Genomic DNA, 26,651 nt, shown 5'->3' on the forward strand with positions numbered 1-26,651 from the left:
GAGTTCCTCTTTTTCAGCGGGTGTTTGGAAACCCGCTGAAAGAAGTTATATCAAGAGCTTAAAATGCCCAGCTACCTTTGCGGAAAATTGGTTCTACAGTTCCATCTGGTAAAATACCGTCAATGTCCATCTCACCGCTGCCAATCATAAAGTCCTCATGTGTTACTGAAATATTTGCACCTAACGCTTCAAGCTGTCCGTTCTCTAAATCTCTTCCACCCTCTAAGCAAGTTGGATAAGCTTCACCAATCGCTAAATGGTTCGATGCATTTTCATCAAATAATGTATTAAAATATAAAATCTCCGATGCTGAAATTGGTGATTCATGCGGTACAAGTGCGACCTCACCTAAATAACAAGAGCCTTCATCTACATTAATAAGCTCCTGTAATAAATCGTGTCCTACCTGTGCTTCAGCCTTAACAATTTTTCCTTCTTCAAACGTTAGTTTAAAGCCATCAATAATATTTCCTTGATAAACTAACGGTTTTGTATTGCTTACATAGCCATTTACACCTTGTTTCATCGGTAACGTATAAACCTCTTCTGTCGGCATATTAGCGATAAAGATAGTATCATCTGGTGTCTTACTACCTCCAGTAAGCCATTTATGCTGCGGCGCTAAGGCAATTGTTAACTCAGTACCTGGCGCTGTATAGTGAAGCTTCGCATATTTTTTATTGTTCAGTAGGGCAGCACGAGATTCTAAATTTACTACGTGTTCCTGCCAGTTTTCAACAGCATTACCTTCACCGATACGAACAGTTTTAAAAATAGCTTCCCATAATGCTGGTACTTGTTCCTCAGCCGCTAAGTTCGGGAATACCTTCGACGCCCACTTTGGTGAAGGGACGGCAACGATTGACCAAGCTATTAAATCTTTCATTACGGCGTTGCGATAATTTTTCAGAGCAGCTCCTGATACTTTTTGATGGGTAGCTAGACGATCTGCTGAAATACCTGCTAATTTATCCGGGTCTGCAGCATCAATCCATAATAGTGCTCCTTTGCGTTCGATTACTTCATCACGCATTTTAACTACCCATTCGGGGAAACGATTAAATTCTTCTTCTGAAGCATGCTCAAAGTAAGCACGATCCATTTCATCATCTGAAAAATTAACATGAACACGTCCTGCACCAGCCTTATAAGCCTCTTTCACGACTAAACGGGCGAAATCTAATGCATCTACTGATGTATTAACTAATAAGTATTGCCCAGGTTGAATATTGACACCGACTTTTACCGCAAGTTCTGCATATGCTTGTAATTTTTCTTCAAACGTCATATTATTTACCTCGCTTTTGTCCAATTGTTTTTGAATTACCCTCCACTAACTTGCCTTCACGCCATACCTTCTGTACAGGTTTCCCAGAAATTTCTCTTGTCCATTTTTTATACGTTTTTTCATCATGATAAGATAATAACGTTAATACTTCACCATCTGCTCCAGCACGACCTGTACGACCAGAGCGATGCAAATACTGCTCAATTGTTCTTGGGACATCGACATGAATAACATGTGTTAAACCTTCAATATCTAAACCACGTGCTGCAATATCTGTAGCGATTAAAATACGCGCATCTCCTTTACGGAATGCATCTAACGCCTTTTTACGTTCTTCCTTCTTCATGTCAGAATGTAATGTCACAATCGGTGCCGTACGATATTGTAATTTCGTTTCCTTCATCAGCAATTGATCTATATTGTTGACGAAAGCCAATCCACGTAATCCTTCTGTATGTGCTAGTCGGCGTAGGAAATCAGTTTTATCTCGCTCCTCCACTTTTAAGAAAGAGTGTACAACTTTACCAACTTTTAACATATCCTCAGGTTTAATTTTGAAGCGTACTGGCTCAAACATCATGCGACTAGCTACTAATTCAATTTCCTCCGTAATTGTTGCCGACACAACAACTACTTGTCGCCCAAATGCTGAGCTTTCGATAAAGGATTTTACGACAACACGATATTCACGGCTAAGTAACTGATCACACTCATCTAAAATAACTGTTTCAATTTCTTTTAGCTTTAATTTTCCAGCGCGTGCTAATTCGTTTAATCGGCCTGGTGTTCCTACAACAATCGTCGGTTTTTTCTTTAACTTTTCGATTTGACGCGCTGAGTTTGCGCCACCAATTAGTTGTTGAACCGTAATATCAGAACCCGCTGTCCATTCACGGATAACCTCTACAATTTGCATTGCTAGCTCTTGTGATGGGGCTACGATAAGTCCTTGAGTTTGTTTTTTTGAACCATTTACTTTATTTAGTAAAGGAAGTACATACGCTAAAGTCTTCCCCGATCCTGTCGGTGATTCAGCTACAATATCTTTGCCCTCAAGCATTGCCGGAATCATTTCTTCTTGAATTTTCATCGGCTCTTCAAATTTCCATTTTGCTTGTAAATCTTCATTTAATAAATTTATTACTGACATGTAATCTCCCACCTTCTATCTGCTTGACACTAGTTTAACACACTAATCATGTTCCTACTTCATAAGTACGTAAACCTTTGTATTATCGTTTCAATAATGAGTCTTTCTTAATTTCACCTAGCGAATTTTGAGTATGCGAATAAAAAAAATCTGCACGACTTCTGCACGGGATTTGTCAGCCTTCAAGCCCTCATAGACACTTGAGCTTCTTTTGAAGAATTACAACTTACCTGCGAAAAGCGAACAGATTTTTATTTCGTTCATTCAATTGTCAATCTACTATTTCATAGCCACATGCCAATATAGCACGTTCTGCTAACACGATTAATGAGTCGATATATTTGTCACTTAATTTTAAATCTCGATTGACGATTGATAATTCTGTGCATCCTAGTACGATACGATCACAATTAAGTGCGATCATTGCCTCTTCTATCGGCTGCCAGTCCTCCTGAGAGACATTTTTTCCAGCCTTTACATAATCGTAAATAATAGACATGACTTTTTCTTTCATCACATCGTCTGGAACAACTGGTGTGATACCAAATTCCTCTAACGCCTCTTGATACATGCGTGAGGTTAATGTACCCGTTGTCGCTAAAATCCCTACACGCTCTGCCCCTAAGTCAGAAGCGCGCTTTGCCGTTTCCCTTATCATATGTAAGACCGGAACTGGAGAACCTTCAACAATCTCATCATAAAAGGTATGTGCCGTATTACATGGAATAGCAATCATATTTGCTCCAACAGAAGCTAGCTTTTTAGCATCTGCGACTATCACTGGTACAGGATTTTCCTTTGTACTATCTAAAATAAAGGCAGTACGATCAGGGATATTCGTATCATTATCAATGATTGTATGTAAATGCTCCTGATCCTTCGTTGCCTTTGTACGTCTTACAATCATTTCACCGATAAACATCGTTGCAAGTGGACCAACGCCACCAATTATACCTAAAGTTTGTTTTTTCATTAGTTTGACAGACCTTTGTTGTTAAAATATTTCTTATATTGGCGATAAAAGCTTAAATTATCTAATGTTATATTCAACCAGCGCTTCGCATTCATATCCTTATAATTAAAGATGGAATCCGTAGCCATTCCTTGGCGAATAAGACTTTTCGCTTCAATCACAAGCTGTTCATTTTGTACATATTTAAAGAGGACACCATTCGGCACAATTGTCCAAAGATGCTTGTTCTGAACATATGTTAGCTGTTGCTTACTTCCGCGGATAAAATCATCCGCAACATATTGCATTAAATTATAGCCACTTGCTGTCACATAATAATTTGAAAGTTCATTATGTAATTCAATACTTAATAACTTATATTGACCGTCACGTTCATCATACTTCATATCAAACGTGGCAAAGCCTTGGAATCGTATTTCCTCAAGAAACAATTTCACGCGATCCATTAAGTCTTTATCGTATGCAGTCATGATGGCTACATAGCGGCCAATCCCCTCTGGAGAATGCTCCTCTAAAATCGGGTTACCTACAGATAGTAGCTTTACCTTACTATCTTGCCCAACATAAGCATTTACGACGCACATATGAGCATCTTCGCCAGGAATATATTGCTGTACCATTAAGTCATCTCGGTATGCCGATTCCTTATAAATGGCATGGAAAATAGCATCCTTTTCATCGTTATCTTTTGCAATATACACTCTTTTCTTGCCTGGAAAAATACATGTAGCATACTTTGTCATATTCAAAGGTTTAATGACAACTGGGTATTCAAAAGGGATGTCAAATTCCTCATAGTCATTGACGGTGCAAACATTCATTGCCGGATAGTGAAAGCCGAACTTCGCACAAAGTTCATACATGCTTTCACGCGTTAATAGCTCGTTAGCAAGTTTTGCATCCACATAAGGAATTACAAAATACTCTGCTAGCTCTTCTTTATGTTGCACAATTTTTTTCACGTAAAATTCATCGCAGGCTAATAACAGCAATTTTTTATCTGCAAATTCCTCTGCAATTGCCTTTAACGCAACGACGAAACGTTCTTCAATATGGAGTCTTGGAAGTTCACGAAATATTAATAAATCACTCTGTTGTATTTTCTCCATATTCGTATGATTTAATGCAAGTGGTTTAACGCCATAGGACTCGTAAAATGCTCTTGCCATGCCGTAAGCATTCATTTCATCTCCTAATAAAACCGGTAAAAAAGCGTGCTCAATGGCCATTCTACTCAACTCACTTTAGCTTTTATTAGACTCTCACATAACGTGAGGTTCATCCCCAGTGACGAGCCTTTTTTACAAGTGTAACATACTTTCCTTGTACTCCTTATAACTCTTCTTTGAATCATTTATGAACGGCTACAGCTTGTTCACCTAATTCTCTATAACTTTGAAAAAACTGATCCACATTATAAGTGACAAAGCCTTTTAATGGGTCCATGACAACTACTTTATCGCCTAAATGCCCGGTTAAAACAACAGCATGCAAGTTCATATACGCGGCATGCGGCTCTTTTTCACCTTCATAGATCCAACCCCTAGCTGAATTTGTTTTTGGCTCTGATAAATCTAATGTAACCCATGTCACAACAGGAACTCCCTCTCGAACAAGCTGTAAAATTTCGTCCTGCGTGGCACCACTCTTATTTGTCACTTGTAAGTCTGCCTGTTTATCTGTTATTACTGCCTCTGCAGCTTTGACAATCGGAGCTGCAAAGACATACATACCGCTTTCTTTGTCACGAGGATTACCAGCAAAAGCCTGTGCTGGATTTGGACCAAATCGTTGTCCGTCTACAGTACTAATCTTTTGCTTCGGTAAATAGTTATCAGCCATTTCCTGCTTCGTAACATCTAACCCATAATAATTTAATACAGCCGTTAATGATGTTATTTCACAGCCATGTGGTAGTTCAGGATTTTGCATAACAGCTGGGACACCCAGCTCTTGCTTGTCCCTTGAAAAATATGTCTCCAATCGATAATACGGCTTTGTCGAATCATATGTAAAATTTTCGATTGTCGTATAACCATCGTTCTTCGTACTATTTTCAAGCGTAGTTGCAGCTATAGCATATTTCCGTCCCTCTTGAAGTTTTGAAAATGTTGCTTCGCCCTCTTCTGAGCCAACTGTATCCTCCACTACCTCACCTGTCTCTACATCTGTGGCAGTTATATAAAGGTTAGGTATGGGTGCACCACTATTAAACTCTACTGTTAACACAGTTAATTCTTTGTTTTGCATTTCCTGCTGCGAAATCTGATTGCAACTCGAAAGTAGCATAATTATCATAATACCTATTAGTAAAAGGCGTTTATTCCACGTCCACAAGACAAATTCCGCTCCTATCTTGTTTGAAGACAATAACTTCAATTCTATTATATTATTTCAATTTGTCGCAGACTCTATTATACGCTAATTTCATAGACGTTCCTATTTTAACTTCTGTCAGCGGTTGTCCAAACACCCGCTAACAGAAGTTAAAGCCTCCGGCGGATGTCACGGAATCGGAAAGGAGTTCTTTGTGCAAGCACAAAGCCGATTCCTGACGCAATTATGCCGAGGCATAATTGATCTTCTATCAGCAGTTGTCCAAACACCTGTACCTGTCGCTACGCTTTCGGTACAAAAAACATCCGCTGTGATAAAGGAACTCAGTCTAAGGACGCCACGTCCTGTGGCAACGACTGAGTGACCAACTTAATGTTGCTGACGCTTCGCTTTCGCGCAAAAAACATCTGCCGCTGACGCTTTGCTTTCGCGCATAAAACATTTGCCGCTGACGCTTTGCTTTCGCGCAAAAAACATCTGTTGCTGACGCTTCGCTTTCGCCCCCAAAAAACATTTGTTGGACTAAAGCCTCTGAACGCAATTATGCAGAGGCCTATCTTCATATACCCTCTACCTGTGACACAATAACCCACATCATAACTCTCACTCGGTACGCATCCGATTTAGAGTTTACTAGGTTTGCTACTTTCGAGTTCCATTTTTACACACTTAGTTTATGGCGTGCTTACTCTTGGACGTAATGTATGCTTCAAAACTTTACCAGAAGCATTACGTGGCAATTCAGTTAAAAATTCAATTTCATATGGCACTTTATATTTTGCTAGCTGAGTCCGACAATAAGCCAAAATCGCCTCATCATCGGAAGACTTCCCTTCCTTCAATACGACAAATGCTTTCGGGACTTCGCCATATACTTCATGTGGTAAACCTACAACGGCAACCTCTAAAATTTCTGGCATTTGATATAAAACCTCTTCGATCTCGATAGGATAAATATTTTCGCCACCTCGAATAATCATATCCTTTTTACGATCTACAATATAAAGATAACCTTCCTCGTCAAAACGTCCTAAATCTCCTGAAAAGAGCCAGCCATCTTTAATTGCTCTAGCTGTTTCTTCAGGGTTACGTAAATAACCTTTCATGACTTGTGGTCCTTTGACACAAATTTCTCCTACCTCACCTGCTGGCACAGTTTCACCAAAGCTATCAACAACACGGACTTCTGTCTGTGCTAACGGTTTTCCTACTGATCCAATCTTCGTCAATGCATCTGCATCTAAAAGAGAAGTGCTGGCAGGAGAATTTTCAGTTTGTCCATATAGGTTTTGTACTTTCACATTAGGGAATGCCTCTTTCACTTGCTTAACAAGCTCATAAGGCATTGGTGCTGCCCCATAACATAATAAACGTAAATTTTTTAATGCATGTTCCTTAAAGTTAGGTGAGTTTAAAATAATTGTATACATCGACGGAACGCCAAAGAAAATTGTCGCGGCTGTAGCGGAAAGCTGTTCTAATGTGTTCGTCGAAGAAAAGGCCTCTTCTATAACCATCGTACCTCCTTTATAAAACATCGGCATCGCAAATACATGAAGACCTGCACAATGAAATAAAGGCGTACAAACAAACATTCTATCTGCATTGGTCATATCCATTGATGACGACCATATATCCGCAGTTGATACAATATTTTTATGAGTTAGCATTACCCCTTTTGGTTTACCCGTCGTCCCAGAAGTATACATAACAACACCAGTATCATGAGGCTCCAATTTGACAGCTTTTCTTTGACCTTGATAGTTTTTAATAACTTCTTTCATTTCTTTGAGCCCTATAATATGTTGAAATGGATACGCAATAGTTGCGAGTACATCCTCTAACCTTTCATCATAAATAAGTCCTTTAGCTTCTGAATGATTAAAAATAAATTCGACCTCTGGAGCTGCTAATTTTGTATTAATAGGCATGACAACATAGCCCGCTAACTGAACACCGATATACGCGATTAAAAATAAATCTGAATTGAGCGTATATAATGCAATTACATCATCTTTTTCAAAGCCTTGCTCTTGTAAGTATGCAGCGAATGTTTCTGCACTTTTATAAAATTCACTATAGGATAGCTTTGTCCCATCGTAAACCGTTGCGATCCCATTTGGTTGCTGCATAGCATAGTTTTGTAGAATATCTGTCATTAACATCGTCATCATAAGCCCCCCAAATTTTAAGTATTCATTACCCTCACACCACACAAAATCACAATAAGAAAATTCAGAAAATTACAATTACATTTTATCAATCTATGAAAAAGTTGGCAATTTTTCTATACATAAAAAAATAAGACTCATTATCGAAAGTTAGAGATGACATTTTAATAAAGCATATGTCATGCGGAAAATTTAATTGGAGGGAGACTGGTGACTCTTTTGGGATTAGCAATAGAGGAACGAAGGCTGAATACATCACGTCCTATGATAACACCTTCGTGACCAACATCCTGTCGCTGTCGCTACGTTAACACTACGCTTTCGCATACTAAAACAACTGTTACCCCGACGCCCTCAGGAAAGCCCAGTCGGAACGGAAATCAACTCGACGTTATGGTGATGAACCAACATATAATCTATATGTAACTAAATATATTTATACATTTTACTTTTCTATCAATTTCTGTTAGGTGTATGATATTTGTATAATGATTAACTTCTTTGAGCACATGTCTTTTGTAGCGAAAGCAAAGCGTCGGGTACAGGTGTTTGGACACCTGCTGAAAGAAGTTGAAGCCTCCGGCGGATGTCACGGAATTATGCCGAGGCATAATTGATGAAAGGCCTGATTAAAATGTTGTACGCACTTTTAGGAGATTTACATTCTAATATAGAAGATACTAAGGCAGTTCTAGCCCATATTCAGCAATCTGCGAAAGATGCAAAGGTATTGGGACTAGGTGATTTATATGAATGTACTGTAAGTAAGAAAAAGGCTCAAACAATGTCGGGTTTACCGCTACAAAAAGCTGCGATAGTAGAAAACGATTTTGAAAATTTACTAACATTCCCCTCTATTCGTGGTAATCAGGAAGAACGTATTACACGTGTAACTGGTATCGAACGTTTTACAGAGCTACCTGAAACAATGGAGATTGATGGAGCAACACTTATGCATGGACATCAATTTAAATGGAATGTGACGTGGCAACCTACATTTCCGCCGTTTAAAAAACCAATTCTTTTCTTTGGACATAGTCATGAATCAGGTCTTTATCATCGCAATAAAAAGTTACCTATTCGTATCCGCTATGGCCAACCAATCGCATTACAAGAAAAACAATACTGCATCAATGTTGGTTCGGTTGTTGATCACCGAGAGTGGTGTCTTTACGATAGTAATAAACGAACAGTAACATTTATGTGCGCTCCTTCTGTTGAAAATGTTTGATTATTTTTCATCAAGAGCAACCGTAGTCACAAAAAAACGCTAAAATCGACTTCGACTCTAGCGTTTTTTCACTTTATAAATGTTCCGTTCAAACTAGCAATTCTCGCAATCTTTTAAAGCATCTAGTAATTTTTCCATTTCACAAATACGATCGCACATAGTTTGAATCATATTTCGAAGGATTGGTATTAACTCTTGGCAAATACAGAACCTTAAAACGTTTTGCGCTAGTCGAACGCCTGCCTGATGATGAACAATCATTGTTCGAAGAAAGTTTATATTAATATTATTGGAAACTGGCGGTAAGCTCATTGCTTGGAACATAGCCCCGGTAATTTCTTTATACGCACACATATATTCGTACAACTCACATTCCGAATTTTGTACGATACAGCATCTATTTTGTATCGCTTCGAGGCATTCAACAGTCTCCGTACTTGTTGTTATTATTTCTAATGCGAGATTTTGTACAAATATATTCGTGGTGTATTGCAAAACATTTTCCGACAATTTAATAGCAGCTACTTGATGCGGTAATATTTGCTTAATAAAATTATCTGAAATACTACATGTAATTGTCACATAGGTCATGCCCTGCATCATTTTATCGAGGATCCTTTGGTTTTCCTCTAAATAAGCCTTTGTTACATTACTGAGTACAACTGTTTTAGTCATTAGACACACTCCTTTCAGAGTAATATATGTCCGATAGGTTGTTGTGTGGTAGACAATTGTACCAATTAATCTCTATTCTTTCGTAATAGCAATTGAAGTATTTTTAACTTCTTTCAGCGAGTGTTTGCTGTAGCGAAAGCAAAGCGTCAGCTACAATGTTTATCTGCGCGAAAGCGAAGCGTCAGCGGCAAATGTTTTATGTAGTGAAAGCAAAGCGACAGCTACATTGTTTATCTGCGCGAAAGCGAAGCGTCAGCGGCAAATGTTTTATGTAGCGAAAGCAAAGCGTCAGCTACATTGTTTATCTGCGCGAAAGCGAAGCGTCAGCTACATTGTTTATCTGCGCGAAAGCGAAGCGTCAGCTACATTGTTTATCTGCGCGAAAGCGAAGCGTCAGCGGCAAATGTTTTATGTAGAGAAAGCAAAGCGACAGCTACAATTATGCCGAGGAATAATTGATTGCAAAACGTTTAATCTTTTTTGTATGTATCCAAGCACTTTTGACAAATACATTGCTCTTTAGGTACTGCTTCAAGAATTTCTTTAGGGAAACTTTTTGTCATACACCAGCAATCTTTTTGCCCATTTACTACCCCGCAATGATTTTCTTGTCCACATAACGGACAACATTTTTCCTCCATTCATATACCTCCTTACATTTACTTTTCATTGTAAAGTAAAGTGAAGTTTTCATCAGTGATTTTTTCACAATTGCACTTTTATAAATAAAAAATGGAGGAGCACTTAATTTCATACTCCTCTCAATTAGCCTATTGCTTTCTCCCATGAATCTGTTGCTTTACTTCTTCGAAATCTGTATCACTATATATTTCCGTACCATGCCCACCTCTTTGGGCTAGTAGCTTTTTCACTTCATTGTAAGATAAACCACCTTCTACATTTTTTCTTTTTACTTCATTAATATTTGTTCCAGAAGAAGTAAACTGAGCTTCATTATGGTCAGTCATACAAATCCCTACCTTCTATAATTCATCAGGCTGTAATTCGATTAATTCATCGCCTTCTCGTTCTACTTTTTTATTGAGCTCTTTGATCGGTATAGCATCGACCGTTTGCATATCTTCATGTAAATCGAAAAGACTTATTGTATCTGATTCAACCATGTCTGGCTTGTTCTTGCTTGCTAAGTTCATAAATATTTTTTTCTCATGTGGTATGTTTTCTATGTCCATCATTGCTCACTCCTTTACCTATAACTTGTGCAATGTTGGACAAATCATGTACCTTTCGTTTTCGCGCTTTTATCGATGCGATGATATTCAGATATTTGAATGACTCGAACATGACTTGTATGCAGCTCATGATACATCCCCCTACTATCTGTAAAGGATATATATTGATCTCGTTCGCTGCGAACTAATGCCTCTGCTTTTTCCTGTGATTCGATATGGATAAATCTACGTACATAATGCATTTCATCAAAAAAATAAGTAATTTTAAATTCTTTCATAAATATCTCCTCGATTACTGGATATGGTTTGTCACTGCTTATCATATCCAACTAACTGCAGTTACTATCCTCATGAAGAAATCAATTATGCCTCGGCATAATAGCACATATAGAGGTGGGACACATCTGTAGCTGACGCTTTGCTTTCGCTACAGAACGTAATTGCCGAAAGAAGTTAAAGGTATTTTCTATAACTACGGCATAACCTGTATTAATGTAATTATTTTAGGCACATCACCATAGCGTGGGTTGATTTTCGTTCTGACTTGACGCTTTCGACACGACATTCGTTTTAACAAATATCATCCCCAACTTTTGGAGATGAGCCTTAATTTATTGGAGGTGATAAATTTGATTCATACAGTTAAAGCAGGCGAAACTTTGGCTCAAATAGCTAGAAATTATCGCACACCGTTATCATCCATAATGGCTGCTAATCCTGGGTTAGATCCGAATGTACTTTATTTAGGACAACAAATTGTTATACCTGGATTTCCTAATCCAAATACTATTCCTTATAGAATAGATATTTCTACTGAAAATCGATGGCTACGGTTATATAAGGATAATATTCTTCAAAAACAATACCCAATTGCGGTTGGAAGGATGCTACATAATACACCTACTGGCGATTTCATAATCATTAATAAGGCGCCAAATCCTGGTGGTCCGTTTGGGACAATGTGGATGAGTTTATCGAAAGAGCACTATGGTATTCATGGAACGAATGATCCTAGCTCTATCGGTCATGCCGTTTCACGGGGCTGTATTCGTATGCATAATAAGGATGTTGAAGAGCTTGCAAGCATTGTCCCAATCGGTACTGGCGTTTTAATTCATCCTTAAAAAAACTTTCATTTAAGTTAGGCGCTAGCAATCATCATTATAATTCAGACTAAAAACATTCCTAAGATTTTATCGGAATGTTTTTTAGTTTTATCGGAACATTATGTGGATTTATCGGAATGTTTTCCAATTTTATCGGTACATTATGCTGATTTATCGGAATAAAAAAGGCAACCTGAAAACCTCAGATTGCCATCACTTATGCCTAGGGTAACGTGCCAGAACTATGTGAAGTGGTTGATTGGAGTGGAGGCTGAGCGACTCTTTGGGGATCAGCAATAGAGGAACGAAGGCTAAAACCATCACGTCCTGTGATAACGCCTTCGTGACCAACCTCGTGTTAAATGTTTTATCTGTAGCGAAAGCGAAGCGGCAGCTACAAAGCGCCCAGTCGGAACGGAAATCAACCTCTCACTTTGCTAAAGAGACCCCTTTAGTGAAATTAACCTTCACCTCTAGATTGTGCGAGCTTCGATAAATAGTATTGCTCCTCCCTTAGCATATGATCCGCCATTAGAGCTGTAAATGTTCCTAATACTTCTGCACTTAACTCCATCTCCTCTAACTCCCGTAAAAAAGTTTTGAATAACCCCATTTCAATATCCACATCATGATTAAAGCGAGTTAATGCGGGGAATGAGTCTATATTTGAACGCAAATATCCTGTAAGCTCTACTGCTTTTAAATAAAATTCTTCAAAATGTTGAGCAAAGGTAGTACTTTTTTGCCTCAATCTACTTTCTACACCATCTAAATCGTCATGAATGATACCTGCATGTCCTGACGCATCTAAAAGCCAAACTAAGTGATGATGTAGCTCATGAAAGATTGGTGGAACTTCCCCCTTCTTTAGATAGCTAAGTACATTTTGATATTCCTCTAGTTCATTCACCATGTGATTAAAAAAGGTAGGTGGTAGATGAATATTAATATTTCCCGTTAATTGCTTTCTGAGCAAATAAAATTTGAATTGCTTTAGTTGTTCTACAGCTTCATCGACTGTAAGTGAGAAAGAAACCGCATTATTGGCATCTATCGAATTAACATAGGCAAGCAGCTGAGAAAATTGAAGAATAAATGAACTCGCTCTTTTTATATCCTCTGTTTCCGATGGATACAAGGAATCATGAATAAATTGAGAATGATCTTTCAGTATCCTTAGCCAAAACCTATGTTCAAACATCGCATGCTGTAAGTAATTCGACAACCAGTCCCATCCCCTTTATTCTATACGTTCCTCTATTCTATTCTTCATGAAAATCTAATATTAATGCTTAATCTCAAATTGTCTTTTCGTATAGGATGAAACGCTTAAAGCTATACTACTAATGCTGAATTTTCATTAAAGGAACATACTGAAAAATTAGGAGGGGATATGCTTGTCCACAAAAGACAATACATTATCGATTTTCGCCTTAGGTGGCATTAATGAGATTGGCAAAAATATGTATGTAGTACAGTATGGGAACGATATTTTAATTATCGACTGCGGTGCTAAATTTCCAGACGAAAGCCTACTAGGTATTGATTTAATAATTCCTGATATTACGTACCTACTGGAAAATAAAGAGAAAATCAAAGCATTAATTGTGACACATGGACATGAGGATCATATCGGCGGTATCCCTTATCTGTTAAAAAAAATAAATGTCCCTATTTATGCAACACGTTTTACTCTTGGTTTAATCGAGCTAAAGCTGAAAGAACATAAGCTTTTAAGAGAGACAGAATTAATAGAAATTCGTTCCGACTCATCATTAAATTTCGGACAAGTTGATGTTAGTTTCTTTAGAACAAACCATAGTATACCTGATTGCTTAGGAATCGTTATGAATACACCTGAAGGAAATGTAGTACACACTGGCGACTTTAAATTTGATTTAACGCCTGTCAATAATCAATTTGCAGATATCCATAAAATGTCTGAGATAGGATCAGAAGGCGTACTAGTACTTATCTCTGAGAGTACGAATGCCGAACGACCTGGGTTAACTCCTTCAGAGAAGCTTGTCGGTAGTCATATAGAAGATGCATTTTTACATGCCGAGCGTAAAATCGTTATCTCTACTTTCGCTTCCAATGTTAATCGGATACAGCAAATTGTAGATGCAACGATTACTACAAATAGAAAGCTTGCATTACTTGGGCGGAGTATGGTGAATGTTGTAGATGTTGCGCTTGAGCGAGGCTATTTAACCATTCCAGAGGATATGTTAATAGATGCACGTGAGGTGAAATACCTTCCACCCGAAGAAGTTGTTGTATTATGTACGGGTAGTCAGGGTGAGCCATTAGCTGCACTCTCTCGCTTAGCAAATGGCAATCATCGTGAAGTCAAAATTTTACCTGATGACACAGTTATTTTAGCTTCATCCCCTATTCCAGGGAATGAAAAGGGTGTTTCACGGATCGTTGATAATTTGTTCCAACTCGGTGCGAAGGTTATTTATGGTTCTGCTAGTCATACAGGTATGCACGTTTCAGGCCATGGCTACCAGGAAGATTTAAAACTAATGCTGACACTAATGAAGCCCCAATTTTTCATTCCGATCCATGGTGAATTCCGTATGTTACATCAGCATCGTTTGTTAGCTGAGTCCGTTGGTGTCAAAAGAGGGCATACGTTTATTATGAAAAACGGAGATGTTGTTGATATTGAAAATGCAATGGCTAGGCAAACACGTAAAATTCCTTCAGGTGATACGTATGTCGACGGTATCGGTATCGGTGAAGTCGAAGGAATTGTCTTACGAGATCGCAAACAGCTGTCAGAAGACGGTATGCTTGTTATCGTTATAACACTTAATAAAATAGATGGTTCCTTTATTTCAGAACCAGATACAATTTCGCGAGGCTTTGTTTATGCCAAAGACTTTGAGGAGCTGTTAACGAAAGTAAATATTCTCGTCAAAGAAACGGTAAATGAGCTTCAGGAAGAAAGTAAGCAGCCAATCCATGTCTTAAAAAGAGAAATCAAAAGAGCTGTCGGTCAATATCTATTTACACAAACAAAAAGAAAACCAATGATTTTACCTATAATCATCGATATTTAACTTCTTTCAGCAATTATTTTTTGTAGCGAAAGCGCAGCGACAGCAGCAAATGTTTTCTGTGCGAAAGCGCAGCGACAGCTACAATTATGCCGAGACATAATTGATAAAAGTCGGTGTGAAAGGTTTTTACCTTTACACCGACTTAATTTATTTATCCGATTCCAGCGAGGATGAAGAACTGTTTATGGATTGTGCAATTTTATTTAAGCTCACCTTTAAAAATTTTATGTAGCATAACATTGTAAAGATGCTGAGCCTGATTGAACCCATGATGTAAACTTTTTGAGTGATTTTCTATTTGCGTCGAAAAATTTTCAGCATGCTGTGGTAACCTCTCTACTGCTGTCATTAATGACTCTTTATTTTTTAATAAAAGTTGAATCGTATTTAAAATTTGTACCATTTTGTGTTGGATGGCTATCATCGGAATATCAATGGGTATATGGTACAAATGATGCCATTCTTTATTAATTTGATACCATCTGAGAAAGTGTAATAAATAATCACTTAAAATAATTGTTTCATTTGGAATAATAGCAACGATATCATTTGCAATACATATTTCAGTTTCGCATTGATATATATATTTATTTGTTTCCTTCAAATTAGCTTTAGTAAGAATGATGGTGTTAGCTGGTACTGGTGCACAATTAAAATGTTTTTTAAATGTAATATTAACTTTTGGTAATTGTTCAATATCACCATGTAACATTAACTTTTTTAAATTTTCTGCTGTAATTAGGGGTACTCCGACGTTTGTAAAATACTTTTTCTTCGGTACTATTTTCCCCTCTTCTATTTTAGCAACTTCATCTAATCGATAACACTTTACCATGCCTGAATCCTCCAATCCTTAACTTAATTAGTTATACCCTAAAACAAGCTACTGAAGAATCACCAACACTATTTTGCGTAAGTCTTTTCTCTCAATAAAAACTTACTACTAATCATTGTACCATTTTAATGTAACATTATCTCTATTATACCACTATAATGGTATAGGCATTTTTAATGTTTTTCACTAGCTTTTTACATAGAGGTGAATCATATGTCAGACTTTTTAAAGCTAGTAGGCGAACAACTCCGAATTATTAGGGTTTCCAAAGGGCTAAGTCAGGAAGAAGTAGCAGAAAAGACGGGGAAACTAGGTTTTAGTAAAGGACGAATCTCAAATATTGAACACGGGCAATCTAATATCACATTAAGCACTTTAGAAACGCTGATGAAAGCATTAGATATTGCCCCTGAGGAGCTTTTTAATTTTCAAAAATTATCTGGTGTTACTGATATTGAAGAAAAGAACCTTGTGCTTGACATACATCGTTCAGTATTAAGGGAGCGCAATTTAGACGAAGTGAAATACGTAGTACGCATTACGAAGGATTTTTTAGATACTATTGATTCACAATCAAAGAAAAACAGCTCCAATAGTCAATGACGTTGGAGCTGTTTTGACGCCTAGCTATAAATTATTTTTCGGAAATTCTTGATATACTGCTTTAATGCGGCTAATATCCACCTCTATATGGCATACGTTTTAACAAATGTGTCATCCATTAGTTTTGGTGATGAGCCTGATTTATAATATTGGCATGCCATTATTTTGGCCATATAAAAAATCCATTTAGTCTAAAACCAAATGGATCTTTCTATTACATTCCAAATTTTTGACGATAGCCGCATTTTCTACATAGCTCTTCAACCGCTTCTCTACGTGAAAATCCGTCGACAATATTATTTGCACGTTCGCCTTCAACAATGTCTGTGAAGGATTTCTCGTTCACATTCCCCAAATTAATAACACCCTCACCATCAAGACAGCACGGTACTACTGTACCATCCACTAATATAGCTGCTTGGCTTCGCAGTGCATGGCAAAAGCCTTTGCCTTCATCCTCCGGCTCCAGTAAGCTTGGCCACTTGAATTCATGATCCTGATTTAAATAAATATTATTAGCTATCTTTACACCTTTACCGGGCTGCACTTTTTCTTCGATGCGATAATCAAGATTATATTCATTTTCTAGAATTTCGAGCGTTTCACGATTTCTTCGTGCCGCAATATCCGTTTCACTATCCTTTTGTAAATTCCATAAACGATATGAAATAATTGTATTATAGTCTTTCGAAGCGCGCACAAAATCTAATATATCCCCTAAATATTTCTCACGATTTTCCGATCCCTCATGACCGTCGAAACTATGCAAAGAAAAATTGATTTGGCGTAAGGCTGGTTTCCCTAATATCTTTTCACGATTCTTTTTAATCAGTGTACCGTTCGTTGTAATGTTAACTTTAAAACCTTTCTCATGCGCTGCGTCAAGTAGCTGATCAATACGTGGGTGTAAAAGTGGCTCTCCTTTTACATGCAAATAAATATATTTCGTATGAGGACGTATTTCATCCAATATTTTATTAAATTGTTCTACTTTAATAAGTCCCTTTGCACGAGCAGTTGGAGGACAAAAGCTACATGCTAAATTACAGACACTCGTTATTTCTATATAAACCTTTTTAAATGTTCTCAACGTTGATTCACCGTTCCAGTTCTTCTTATATTCAAATCCTATTCATTTTATCAAATTTTACGATAAGGAACAGTTTTTCAGTCTCCATTCCCTCACATTATTTCTACATCTTAGGGCTACATGAACAAGTAAGCTTGTGAAAGATTAATAACTTAATAGTAATGCTAAAATAAAGGAGGTGAAAATTATGCCTGATAATGAACATTCAAAGGATCCATCTAAAAATCATATTACCATCCATCTTACTATTAATATTGGCAATAAAGAAATCCATTTTGAACAAAGAGCTGAAGGTGGAGGACAAATCAATAAGGATGTAGGTACTAATGCCAACCAAGGCGGTCAAAATGCCATAAACGGTAGTACTAGAAATATAAACTCCCAATTCGCCGATGGAAACGGCAGAAGCGGTATTGCTGGTGACGATAATGATGAAGCTGGCGGACAACAAGGAATAAAAGTAAGAGATAGCCGAGTAATCGACAGCGATATCCATTCATCTTCGAATCATAGTGAAAGTAGTGAAGATGAAAATGAGTCCTCTCCATTGTTAGATGAAAATACAAACGAATAAAGTTTATTGGGCTTCTCAGATACCTCCAGGAAGCTTTGCTCTGTGCGAAAGCGAAGCGGCAGCAACAATGTTTTATCTGTGCGAAAGCGAAGCGTCAGCAACAATGTTTTATCTGTGCGAAAGCGAAGCGTCAGCAACAAATGTTTTATCTGCGCGAAAGCGAAGCGTCAGCGGCAATGTTTTATCTGCGCGAAAGCGAAGCGTCAGCGGCAATGTTTTATCTGCGCGAAAGCGAAGCGTCAGCGGCAATGTTTTATCTGYGCGAAAGCGAAGCGTCAGCAACAAATGTTTTATCTGTGCGAAAGCGAAGCGTCAGCAACAATGTTTTATCTGCGCGAAAGCGAAGCGTCAGCGGCAAATGTTTTATCTGTGCGAAAGCGAAGCGTCAGCAACAAAGCGCCCAGTCGGAACGGAAATCACCTCTACATTATGGCAATAACATTTATCCTTAACTATAAAAAACTTCTATCCATAGGAATGTTTCATACCGACAGATAGAAGTTTTTTGTTTTGATTATCCACCAAGGAATTACGCCTCACACATTGCGTTTATAATTTTTTGTGCCATCATATGAATAAAGCATTGGCTTTCCATCCACATTTGTTTCTAGATGAACAGGACGCCCCCATAGCTGATAAATATAGGGCAAAACGTTTTCTAAGTAGTGTGGATCGAGCTCCATTCCCTCATAGCCATGCACTAAATAGAGCTCTCCGTTACGAAGGTAATCTCCATTTTTAACGACGATATATGGGAATCCCCCGTTTACACGCATCGATACGAGCTGATCTCGCACCATTTCATGCTCCTTATCTGTAATACGGTATTCATTGCCTTTTTTCTGGAACAAATAAAGATCTTCTCGTTTTGCTAAATCCTTCGTCAAATAGTTACGGATAAAGGATATATCCGATTCTATCTCTCTAACCTCAAACATTTTCTCCCGTCCAGAGTTCGGTTGTACACCTAGCTTACTCATCTCTTCCGTTGGATGATTATAGCGCTCTTCAATATCCTCAAATATTTTCACACCAAGGTAATAAGGATTAATGGATGTTTTTGAAGGCTGTACAACACCTGCATTTAATTTTGCATACTCAATCGTTTCCGCTGTCGTTAGCTTAAGCTCACGCATGATGCGTTGATGCCAAAAAGAAGCCCAGCCCTCATTCATAATTTTAGTCTCTAATTGTGGCCAAAAATAAAGCATTTCCTCGCGCATCATTGTTAATATATCTCGCTGCCAGTCCTCGATTTCTCGACTGTGCTCCTCTAAAAATAGCAATATATCTTTTTCTGGCTTTGGCGGGAATTGCTTTATTTTTCGCCTTACCGATTTATACTCTTTTTCCTTATCGTCTAAACGCCAGAGATCATCATACGGTGATTTTGCTTGTGGAATATCCTCGTCAAGATCCTCCGTATTCCAAGACAACTTTGGTCGTATAAGGGAAGGGTCGATATGCTCCTGAATCGCTAAAACCGCATCTAAAAATTGTTCGACCTCTTCCTTTCCATATTCTCTTTCATAGCCAGCTATCCGTTCAGCTGTTGCAGTCATACTCTCCACCATATCTCTTCTAGTATTGGAGAAGCGTACATTATTTTTAAAGAAATCGCAGTGCGCCAATACATGCGCAATTATCAATTTATTTTGTGTTAACGTATTTGTATCAAGTAAAAATGCATAACATGGGTTTGAATTAATCACTAGCTCATAGATTTGACTTAGCCCTAAATCATATTGGAGCTTCATTTTGTGAAATTGTTTACCGAAGCTCCAATGTGAAAATCGAGTAGGCATACCATATGCGCCAAATGTATAAATAATATCTGCCGGACAAATTTCATAGCGCATTGGAAAGAAATCTAAGCCAAAGCTTGAGGCAATTTCTGTAATTTCATCAATTGCTCGTTCAAGCTCTTTCATCTCCACTTTTCCGCCCCCTCCTTTGAACATGATTTAAGATTCATTTTTTTTGAAAAAGCTTTTTAAGGCATCGTACACATCGCCTTTTTTTCTCAAAATATGATATCTAAATTTAGGGTCATCTACTTTTTTGTAAGTGTACATAAGTGTAGAGAAGCGATTATGCTGATTGACTTCACCATATCCAAACATGCTCGATACTTCCATTAACTCTCCCACTAGCTTCAAGCACTTTTCATTATCCATCGATATATTTTCACCATCTGAAAAATGTACTGGATAAATATTATAGCGAGCAGGATTATACTTTTCCCGAATTAGTTCCAATGCCTTTATATAGGCAGATGAACAAATCGTTCCACCGCTTTCTCCCTTCGTAAAAAACTCCTCTTCTGTCACTACTTTTGCCTCGGTATGATGCGCAATAAACTCAATTTCCACTGTTTCATACTTGGAACGCAAAAATTTTGTCATCCAAAAGAAGAAGCTCCTTGCGCAATATTTTTCGAAGGAACCCATCGAGCCACTTGTATCCATCATGGCAAGGACCACTGCCTTCGATTCAGGTTTTTCCACTTCATCCCACGTTTTAAAACGTAAATCATCATTATGAATCGGCGTAATTTCTGGTTTTCCTTTCATAGAATTACGCTTTAGCGCATTGAGGATTGTGCGCTTTTTATCGACATTTCCCATTAAACCTTTTTTCCGAATATCGTTAAACTCAATTTTTTCCGTCTTAATATCCGCTTTTTCTTTCTGCTGTAGGTTGGGTAGCTCAAGCTCGTTAAATAACACATTTTGAACCTCTTCAATGCTTACTTCAGCTTCATAATAATCATGGCCTGGTTTGTCACCAGCTTCTTTTCCTTTACCATTAGCCTGATTGCCTTTGCTGCCATCACGTGCAACCACATCACCTACATTACTGTCTCCTTGACCTTGCCCAACATGCTTGGAGTTATCATAGTTATATCGAATTTTATATTCATCAAGTGAACGTATAGGTATTTTAATTACCTCGCGACCATTGGACATGACAATACTTTCTTCACTAACTAAATCAGGTAAATTATTCTTAATAGCATCTTTTACTTTTTCCATATGCCGTTGCTGGTCCTGGTGCCCTTTACGATGGAGGGACCAATTTTCCTGAGAAATGGCAAAGCGTTTATTTTCGTTTTCAGTCATTTTTATCCTCACCCATCTATCAAATTCGCTTTTTCTATACTATGCTAGTGATTCGCTTTCTTGAACTAACAATTATGCCTCAGCATAATTGCCGCTGTCGCTACGCTTTCGCGCAGATAAACAATGCGTCCGGAATCGGCTTTGTGCTTGCACAAAGAACTCCTTTTCGATTCCGTGACATCCGCCGGAGGCTTTAGGCCAACAGATGTTTTTTGCGCGAAAGCGTAGTGCTAACGCAGCGTCAGCAGCACGATGTTGGTCACTCAGTCGGTGCCACAGGATGTGGCGTTCTTAGACTGAGTTCCTCTATCACAGCGGATGTTTGGACACCCGCTGAAAAGTGACTTAAAACCGCATTTATCTCACCACTATAGAGGTGGGAGTCTTCTGTATCTGTCGCTACAGAAAATAAATGTAACTGACGCTTCGCTTTCGCTACAGAAAATAAATGCTGAAAGAAGTTAAAATGAAGATAAAAGGAGTGCCCTAAAATGGGACACTCCTATTCATTCCTATCAATAGTCTTATCGTTTCCACTGAATAGGTCAAAGCCACTAACGATTTAACAGACTACCTACATACTGCAATAATTCATTAGCAGATGTTGTATTATAGCCATGCTCATCAACAAGTCTTGCTACAACCTCATTAATCTTCTTCAGCTGTGATTCATCCGGCATTTTTGAGGATGTTGTAATTTTCACGACATCCTTAAGATCCGCAAATAGTTTCTTCTGTATTGCTTCTCGTAATCTTTCATGAGAATTATAGTCAAAACGTTTACCTTTTCGAGCATACGCAGAAATACGAATCAATATTTCCTCACGGAATGCTTTTTTCGCATTTTCCGAAATGCCTATTTGCTCCTCAATAGAGCGCATTAATTTTTCATCCGGATTCATTTCCTCACCAGTCAATGGATCGAAAATTTTATTTTTATTACAAAACGCCTCTACATTATCGAGGTAATTATTCATCAATGTTTTTGCAGACTCTTCATATGAATAAACGAATGCTTTTTGCACTTCATTCTTGGCAATTTCATCATACTCTCTTCGAGCAACTGCAATATAGTTCATATATTTTTCTCGATCTTCCTGAGAAATGGAAGCATGCTGGTCAAGCCCATCCTTAAGTGCACGCAGAACATCTAACGCATTAATAGATGGTATCTCTTTTCGGATAATAGCAGAAGAAATACGATTAATAATATACCGTGGATCAATACCGTTCATGCCTTCGTTCGGAAACTCTTTTTTAAGCTCCTCTAAGTCAACGGAATTAAATCCCTCCACATTTTCTCCGTCGTACAGTCGCATTTTTTTAATAAGATCCACACCTTGTTTTTTCGGTACTTCCAGTCTTGTTAGAACCGAAAAGATTGCTGCGGCCTTCAATGCATGCGGCGCAATATGAACATGTGACATATCGCTTTCTCTAATCATTTTTTGGTAAATTAATTCTTCCTGACTAACTTTTAAGTTATACGGAATCGGCATAACAATAATACGTGAATGTAACGCCTCATTCTTTTTATTTGAAATAAATGAACGATACTCCGTTTCGTTTGTATGCGCAACAATTAACTCATCTGCACTAATTAATGCAAATCGACCTGCTTTAAAATTACCTTCCTGTGTTAAAGATAATAAATTCCACAAGAATTTTTCATCGAGCTTTAACATTTCTTGGAACTCCATCATACCTCTATTTGCCTTATTTAACTCACCGTCAAAGCGATAAGCACGAGGGTCAGATTCTGAACCAAATTCTCCGATTGTTGAGAAATCAATACTACCTGTTAAATCTGCAATATCCTGCGATTTTGGATCTGATGGCGTAAATGTTCCTATGCCCACACGTTTGTCTTCAGAAAAAGTAATACGTTCAATCATCACATTTTCAATACGTCCATCGTACTCCTTTTCAAGACGCATCGTATTTAAAGGCGATAAGCTTCCTTCAATTCGTATACCATACTCCTCATAAAAATCATTACGCAAATGATGTGGTATTAAATGTAGAGGATCTTCATGCATTGGACATCCCTTAATTGCGAAAACTGCACCATCATCTGTTCTCGAAAAATGCTCGAGTCCACGTTTCAACAAGGTCACTATTGTTGATTTACCACCACTTACTGGTCCCATTAATAACAAAATACGTTTTCTAACATCCAATCTTCGCGCTGCTGGATGGAAATATTCCTCCACCAGTCTTTCAATTGCTGTTTCAAGCCCAAAAATTTCTTGACCGAAAAATTCATACATTTTTTGCCCATCGCGTTCCTCTACACCAGCACTTTTTATCATATTGTAGACGCGTGAATGGGCTGTTTGAGCAACTTCAGGTCTTTCCTTGATGATGTTTAAGTAATCTGCAAATGTACCTTCCCACTTTAGCCGATTTTCTTCTTCGCGATAGCTTTTCACTTTATCTAAAATGTTGATAGCCTTCCCTCCATTCAGGGCTTGATTTATAACATAGTATGAAGGAAATAGCATTATGATACCCAATACTTTTTCTTTGTCGAAGTTTCTTCTTATTGCCTATAATTTTTCTCCTCTGAAAAACAGGAATTTAAACGCTAAATAAAATAATTATGGCTCTTCGGCAAAACGAGGGGTTGATTTCCGTTCCGGCTGGGCGCTTTGTTGTTGCTGTCGCTACGCTTTCGCACAGATAAAACAATTGCTGTCGCTTCGCTTTCGCACAGAGCAAAGCTTCCTGGGGGCGTCCGATGAGCCGCTTCGCTTCGCTACAGGGTCTCATCTGTGACGCTGATCCCCGAAGAGTCGCCCAGCCCTCACTCCAATCAACTTACTTTCAACAAATGTTACTTCCGATTTTTGATGATAAGTCGAAACAGTTATTGTTATGATGTTTTTTTCACAAAAATTGCTCATTTCTACCGCTTCGTTTTCCCACAAAAAGTACTGAATGAAGATAAAAAATTCGGTTATTCTAACGTTAGAAAGGAGGTCCATTATTGAATCGCCATTTTATATTCTTTTTATCATGGATGTTTTTATGGAGCTTTACTCCCCCCACTATTGCATTAGCAAAAGACGAACCCACCCAAGAAGAAATTGTGCAACAACGTATGGCCTATTACGTACAATTTGACGAATTACTTATCCCATGGCATTTCTTAGCAGCCATTGACCAATATGAACGAAATTTACAATCAGTTCGGAAAGATATTCCGAAACGAGATGGTATCGTTGCCATTCAATTTTCTGATGAATATTGGTCAGGTGCTTTAAATCCTGTTCGAGATGATACTCGCCCGGAAACAATTAGTTACTTTGGCGGGATGGGACTAGATGGCAATGGTGACGGAGTTGCCAGCCCAAAGGATGATGTCGATATAATTTTCTCTATGGCTACATTTTTAAGTAAATTCGGAACAACTGATGAGGACTTTAAATTAGCTTTATGGGAGTATTACGGAAGTGAACAGGCCGTAAATCAAATCTTCACCATTTCCAAAATGTATAGTCATTTCAAAACAACTGAGCTCGATGCCCATACATTCCCAATCCCTACTAATTACGATTACAGCTATCGGAGTACATGGGGTGCCAATAGGGGCTGGGGTGGACGCCGTATTCATGAAGGAACAGATATTTTCGCTAGTTATAGTACTCCAGTGGTTTCTACCTCTTATGGAGTAGTGGAAATAAAAGGATGGAACCAATTTGGTGGTTGGCGTATAGGAATTCGAGATAATCATAACTCATACCATTATTATGCCCATCTTGGTAGTTATAATAAGAAAATTAAAGTAGGCGACTTTGTCGAGCCTGGAACTGTTCTCGGTTATGTTGGTAGTTCTGGCTACGGTAAAGAAGGAACGTCTGGAAAATTCCCGCCTCATCTTCACTACGGCATCTACAAATTCAATGGACGTACAGAATGGGCATTTGATCCATATCCATCATTACTACAATGGGAACGACTAGCAAAAAAAGCAAAGGAAAACAGTAATTAAATGTTACACATAAAAAAGAAGGATAGATAAAATTGACTTTATCCATCCTTCTTTTTTATACATATATCCGGTAATTTCTAAAGTTTTTAGCCGAGCTCAGTCGCTAATCTACCACAAGCTTTTCACCTCTGATCTGTCCGTTTCTCACCTTCAATTTTTAGAACTAGTTTGTTGCAATTGTTATTGTTGCAATTTTCCTGACTGAATTTTCCCAGCTCCGTATCTTTGCCCTGAGCGTCTACAATTCCATAAGTGAATAAGCCATGCATATACTCGTCCAAGAAATAAACATAGCTTTTAAAGGTTGGTTTCGCTCCCCACTCTCGTTTCGCCACATCATCCTTCTGCCATTTAATGACGGCCAGACCTTCATTATTCACTTCATAATAAGCATCGCTATAGCCGGCGAGATCCAGCGTGAAACGCAATGCTTCTCCTTCTGGAAACGTGTAATAGAAGTAATTATACCCTTCTCCAGCATGAAGAGGTGGCGCTTCCTCTGTGAGTTTTTCTAGTCCAAGCGCAATATGACGCGCCTTCGTGAGATCCCCGTGCATCAGTGTCTCGTATTCTTCCTGACCCGCAGGTGTACGGACTATAACCCGTTTATCTTTGTTATTGTAATAGACATAACCGCCAAGTGTCTCGCTAATGAAACGAATCGGCACATACGTGCTACCGTTTTTGTTTACTACTGCAGCGTCTAATTTTATCGCCTTCCCATTAACTGTTGCTGTTTTTCTTCCCGCCACAAGCTGCACTTTCTTACTCTTATCTTTATTTTGAATCGTGACGACACCGGTCTTAGGATCATAAGCGAGCACAGGCCATGACGGGTCGCTCAGAGACCTTAATTTAACCATTGTTCGTCCTTCAACCGTAATAAAGTCATACTCAGCTTTACCGTTGACAAAAAGAGACGTAGAAGAAGCCGCATTTGCTGAAGTATTGCCAATAAAGCTCACAAATATCACGAAGCCTATTATTTTGAACCATTTGTTCATACCATATCCCTCCTATAATCGCATTGTTTTTCGGAACAATTATACCATTCAAGCTAAAATATGGATAATAATAGGAGCAAGTTTATAAAAGCTCATCAGTTAGGTATAAATACATAAAGGCATTAAAAAAACATCAGAATTTCTATTTAGACGTATATATTTAACTATCTATCATTCATAACCAAGATTTGTTATTGTACTAAAAAACCATTTTTAAATTTTCCCGTTAAAAGG

30 protein-coding genes are annotated in these 26,651 nt (G+C 38.1%); 10 read left to right on the forward strand and 20 right to left on the reverse strand.

All coding sequences use genetic code 11. The features are described 5' to 3' along the window. Window positions 1-58: 58 nt before the first annotated feature. From AC1DCY_RS12215 to AC1DCY_RS12245, 7 genes are all read right to left on the reverse strand, one after another. Window positions 59-1,288 carry an aminopeptidase gene (locus tag AC1DCY_RS12215; RefSeq protein ID WP_477350444.1) on the reverse strand — a complete coding sequence of 410 codons (1,230 nt, stop codon included), beginning with the start codon at window positions 1,286-1,288 and terminating at the stop codon, window positions 59-61. A 1-nt stretch (window position 1,289) separates the two neighbouring features. Further along, window positions 1,290-2,438 carry a DEAD/DEAH box helicase gene (locus AC1DCY_RS12220; protein WP_477350446.1) on the reverse strand — a complete coding sequence of 383 codons (1,149 nt, stop codon included), beginning with the start codon at window positions 2,436-2,438 and terminating at the stop codon, window positions 1,290-1,292. Between the two features lie 271 nt (window positions 2,439-2,709). Next, window positions 2,710-3,411, reverse strand: a complete 702-nt coding sequence (gene cuyB, locus AC1DCY_RS12225; RefSeq protein WP_477350448.1) for a cysteate racemase — start codon at window positions 3,409-3,411, stop codon at window positions 2,710-2,712. Then, window positions 3,411-4,640: a carboxylate--amine ligase gene (locus AC1DCY_RS12230; RefSeq protein ID WP_477350450.1), complete on the reverse strand. Its 1,230-nt coding sequence runs from the start codon at window positions 4,638-4,640 to the stop codon at window positions 3,411-3,413. The genes cuyB and AC1DCY_RS12230 overlap by 1 nt, the downstream gene beginning before the upstream one ends. A 121-nt stretch (window positions 4,641-4,761) precedes the next feature. Continuing rightward, a complete protein-coding gene (locus AC1DCY_RS12235; protein ID WP_477350452.1) occupies window positions 4,762-5,661 on the reverse strand; it encodes a C39 family peptidase in 900 nt (299 codons plus the stop codon). A gap of 415 nt (window positions 5,662-6,076) precedes the next feature. Further along, window positions 6,077-6,289: a hypothetical protein gene (locus tag AC1DCY_RS12240; RefSeq protein ID WP_477350454.1), complete on the reverse strand. Its 213-nt coding sequence runs from the start codon at window positions 6,287-6,289 to the stop codon at window positions 6,077-6,079. A 133-nt stretch (window positions 6,290-6,422) separates the two neighbouring features. Continuing rightward, on the reverse strand, window positions 6,423-7,919 hold the full coding sequence (locus AC1DCY_RS12245; protein ID WP_477350456.1) for a class I adenylate-forming enzyme family protein: 1,497 nt from the start codon (window positions 7,917-7,919) through the stop codon (window positions 6,423-6,425). A 634-nt stretch (window positions 7,920-8,553) separates the two neighbouring features. Between AC1DCY_RS12245 and AC1DCY_RS12250 the strand changes: the two genes are divergently transcribed. Continuing rightward, entirely contained in the window at window positions 8,554-9,150 is a 597-nt protein-coding gene (locus AC1DCY_RS12250) for a metallophosphoesterase family protein (protein ID WP_477350512.1), read from the forward strand. Between the two features lie 93 nt (window positions 9,151-9,243). Here AC1DCY_RS12250 and AC1DCY_RS12255 read toward each other — a convergent pair whose 3' ends face one another. Then, window positions 9,244-9,825, reverse strand: a complete 582-nt coding sequence (locus AC1DCY_RS12255; RefSeq protein ID WP_477350458.1) for a DUF305 domain-containing protein — start codon at window positions 9,823-9,825, stop codon at window positions 9,244-9,246. Between the two features lie 226 nt (window positions 9,826-10,051). On the opposite strand from AC1DCY_RS12255, the gene AC1DCY_RS12260 reads away from it, so the two are divergent. Continuing rightward, entirely contained in the window at window positions 10,052-10,348 is a 297-nt protein-coding gene (locus tag AC1DCY_RS12260; RefSeq protein WP_477350460.1) for a hypothetical protein, read from the forward strand. Here the strand turns inward: AC1DCY_RS12260 and AC1DCY_RS12265 are convergent. The 4 genes from AC1DCY_RS12265 to AC1DCY_RS12280 form a co-directional block, all read right to left on the reverse strand. Next, window positions 10,296-10,466: a cysteine-rich CWC family protein gene (locus AC1DCY_RS12265; RefSeq protein ID WP_477350461.1), complete on the reverse strand. Its 171-nt coding sequence runs from the start codon at window positions 10,464-10,466 to the stop codon at window positions 10,296-10,298. The genes AC1DCY_RS12260 and AC1DCY_RS12265 overlap by 53 nt on opposite strands. A 129-nt stretch (window positions 10,467-10,595) precedes the next feature. Continuing rightward, window positions 10,596-10,793 (reverse strand): gamma-type small acid-soluble spore protein, encoded by a 198-nt coding sequence (locus AC1DCY_RS12270; protein WP_477350463.1) that lies wholly within the window; start codon window positions 10,791-10,793, stop codon window positions 10,596-10,598. Window positions 10,794-10,808: 15 nt separating this feature from the next. Beyond that, window positions 10,809-11,018, reverse strand: a complete 210-nt coding sequence (locus AC1DCY_RS12275; RefSeq protein ID WP_370079262.1) for a hypothetical protein — start codon at window positions 11,016-11,018, stop codon at window positions 10,809-10,811. A gap of 44 nt (window positions 11,019-11,062) precedes the next feature. Then, complete coding sequence (locus AC1DCY_RS12280; RefSeq protein ID WP_477350465.1) at window positions 11,063-11,296, reverse strand: hypothetical protein; 234 nt, start codon at window positions 11,294-11,296, stop codon at window positions 11,063-11,065. Window positions 11,297-11,647: 351 nt separating this feature from the next. Between AC1DCY_RS12280 and AC1DCY_RS12285 the strand changes: the two genes are divergently transcribed. After that, window positions 11,648-12,142 (forward strand): L,D-transpeptidase family protein, encoded by a 495-nt coding sequence (locus AC1DCY_RS12285; RefSeq protein ID WP_477350467.1) that lies wholly within the window; start codon window positions 11,648-11,650, stop codon window positions 12,140-12,142. Window positions 12,143-12,407: 265 nt separating this feature from the next. Continuing rightward, the gene (locus AC1DCY_RS12290) at window positions 12,408-12,620 is read left to right on the forward strand and encodes a hypothetical protein (protein WP_477350469.1); all 213 of its coding nucleotides are present in this window, start codon (window positions 12,408-12,410) and stop codon (window positions 12,618-12,620) included. On the opposite strand, the gene AC1DCY_RS12295 is transcribed toward AC1DCY_RS12290, so the two are convergent. Continuing rightward, window positions 12,585-13,349 carry a DUF2935 domain-containing protein gene (locus AC1DCY_RS12295; RefSeq protein WP_477350471.1) on the reverse strand — a complete coding sequence of 255 codons (765 nt, stop codon included), beginning with the start codon at window positions 13,347-13,349 and terminating at the stop codon, window positions 12,585-12,587. The genes AC1DCY_RS12290 and AC1DCY_RS12295 overlap by 36 nt on opposite strands. A gap of 172 nt (window positions 13,350-13,521) precedes the next feature. On the opposite strand from AC1DCY_RS12295, the gene AC1DCY_RS12300 reads away from it, so the two are divergent. Beyond that, window positions 13,522-15,195 (forward strand): ribonuclease J, encoded by a 1,674-nt coding sequence (locus AC1DCY_RS12300; RefSeq protein ID WP_477350473.1) that lies wholly within the window; start codon window positions 13,522-13,524, stop codon window positions 15,193-15,195. Between the two features lie 199 nt (window positions 15,196-15,394). On the opposite strand, the gene AC1DCY_RS12305 is transcribed toward AC1DCY_RS12300, so the two are convergent. After that, window positions 15,395-16,030, reverse strand: a complete 636-nt coding sequence (locus AC1DCY_RS12305) for a restriction endonuclease subunit S (RefSeq protein ID WP_477350475.1) — start codon at window positions 16,028-16,030, stop codon at window positions 15,395-15,397. Window positions 16,031-16,243: 213 nt separating this feature from the next. Between AC1DCY_RS12305 and AC1DCY_RS12310 the strand changes: the two genes are divergently transcribed. Further along, on the forward strand, window positions 16,244-16,633 hold the full coding sequence (locus AC1DCY_RS12310; protein WP_142510121.1) for a helix-turn-helix domain-containing protein: 390 nt from the start codon (window positions 16,244-16,246) through the stop codon (window positions 16,631-16,633). Window positions 16,634-16,847: 214 nt separating this feature from the next. Here AC1DCY_RS12310 and AC1DCY_RS12315 read toward each other — a convergent pair whose 3' ends face one another. Then, the gene (locus tag AC1DCY_RS12315) at window positions 16,848-17,723 is read right to left on the reverse strand and encodes a radical SAM/SPASM domain-containing protein (RefSeq protein WP_477350477.1); all 876 of its coding nucleotides are present in this window, start codon (window positions 17,721-17,723) and stop codon (window positions 16,848-16,850) included. A 187-nt stretch (window positions 17,724-17,910) separates the two neighbouring features. Here AC1DCY_RS12315 and AC1DCY_RS12320 point away from each other — a divergent pair, with 187 nt between their 5' ends. After that, window positions 17,911-18,297, forward strand: coding sequence for a hypothetical protein (locus tag AC1DCY_RS12320; RefSeq protein ID WP_477350479.1), 387 nt, complete (start codon window positions 17,911-17,913; stop codon window positions 18,295-18,297). Beyond that, on the forward strand, window positions 18,278-18,736 hold the full coding sequence (locus AC1DCY_RS12325; protein WP_477350480.1) for a hypothetical protein: 459 nt from the start codon (window positions 18,278-18,280) through the stop codon (window positions 18,734-18,736). The genes AC1DCY_RS12320 and AC1DCY_RS12325 overlap by 20 nt, the downstream gene beginning before the upstream one ends. Before the next feature lie 97 nt (window positions 18,737-18,833). On the opposite strand, the gene AC1DCY_RS12330 is transcribed toward AC1DCY_RS12325, so the two are convergent. Both AC1DCY_RS12330 and yhbH read right to left on the reverse strand, forming a co-directional pair. Further along, complete coding sequence (locus AC1DCY_RS12330) at window positions 18,834-20,228, reverse strand: SpoVR family protein (RefSeq protein WP_477350514.1); 1,395 nt, start codon at window positions 20,226-20,228, stop codon at window positions 18,834-18,836. Window positions 20,229-20,261: 33 nt separating this feature from the next. Continuing rightward, window positions 20,262-21,419 carry a sporulation protein YhbH gene (gene yhbH / locus AC1DCY_RS12335; RefSeq protein WP_477350481.1) on the reverse strand — a complete coding sequence of 386 codons (1,158 nt, stop codon included), beginning with the start codon at window positions 21,417-21,419 and terminating at the stop codon, window positions 20,262-20,264. Window positions 21,420-21,631: 212 nt separating this feature from the next. Between yhbH and AC1DCY_RS12340 the strand changes: the two genes are divergently transcribed. Beyond that, the gene (locus AC1DCY_RS12340; RefSeq protein ID WP_477350482.1) at window positions 21,632-21,763 is read left to right on the forward strand and encodes a hypothetical protein; all 132 of its coding nucleotides are present in this window, start codon (window positions 21,632-21,634) and stop codon (window positions 21,761-21,763) included. Between the two features lie 210 nt (window positions 21,764-21,973). On the opposite strand, the gene AC1DCY_RS12345 is transcribed toward AC1DCY_RS12340, so the two are convergent. Both AC1DCY_RS12345 and AC1DCY_RS12350 read right to left on the reverse strand, forming a co-directional pair. After that, on the reverse strand, window positions 21,974-23,869 hold the full coding sequence (locus AC1DCY_RS12345; RefSeq protein ID WP_477350516.1) for a PrkA family serine protein kinase: 1,896 nt from the start codon (window positions 23,867-23,869) through the stop codon (window positions 21,974-21,976). Window positions 23,870-23,999: 130 nt separating this feature from the next. Next, window positions 24,000-24,191: a hypothetical protein gene (locus AC1DCY_RS12350; protein ID WP_477350483.1), complete on the reverse strand. Its 192-nt coding sequence runs from the start codon at window positions 24,189-24,191 to the stop codon at window positions 24,000-24,002. A gap of 217 nt (window positions 24,192-24,408) precedes the next feature. Between AC1DCY_RS12350 and AC1DCY_RS12355 the strand changes: the two genes are divergently transcribed. Next, window positions 24,409-25,413, forward strand: a complete 1,005-nt coding sequence (locus AC1DCY_RS12355) for a M23 family metallopeptidase (RefSeq protein WP_477350484.1) — start codon at window positions 24,409-24,411, stop codon at window positions 25,411-25,413. A 122-nt stretch (window positions 25,414-25,535) separates the two neighbouring features. Here the strand turns inward: AC1DCY_RS12355 and AC1DCY_RS12360 are convergent, their stop codons facing one another. Beyond that, window positions 25,536-26,417 carry a copper amine oxidase N-terminal domain-containing protein gene (locus tag AC1DCY_RS12360; RefSeq protein WP_477350486.1) on the reverse strand — a complete coding sequence of 294 codons (882 nt, stop codon included), beginning with the start codon at window positions 26,415-26,417 and terminating at the stop codon, window positions 25,536-25,538. Window positions 26,418-26,651 lie beyond the last annotated feature (234 nt).

The organism is Lysinibacillus sp. 10T31 (assembly GCF_056394365.1).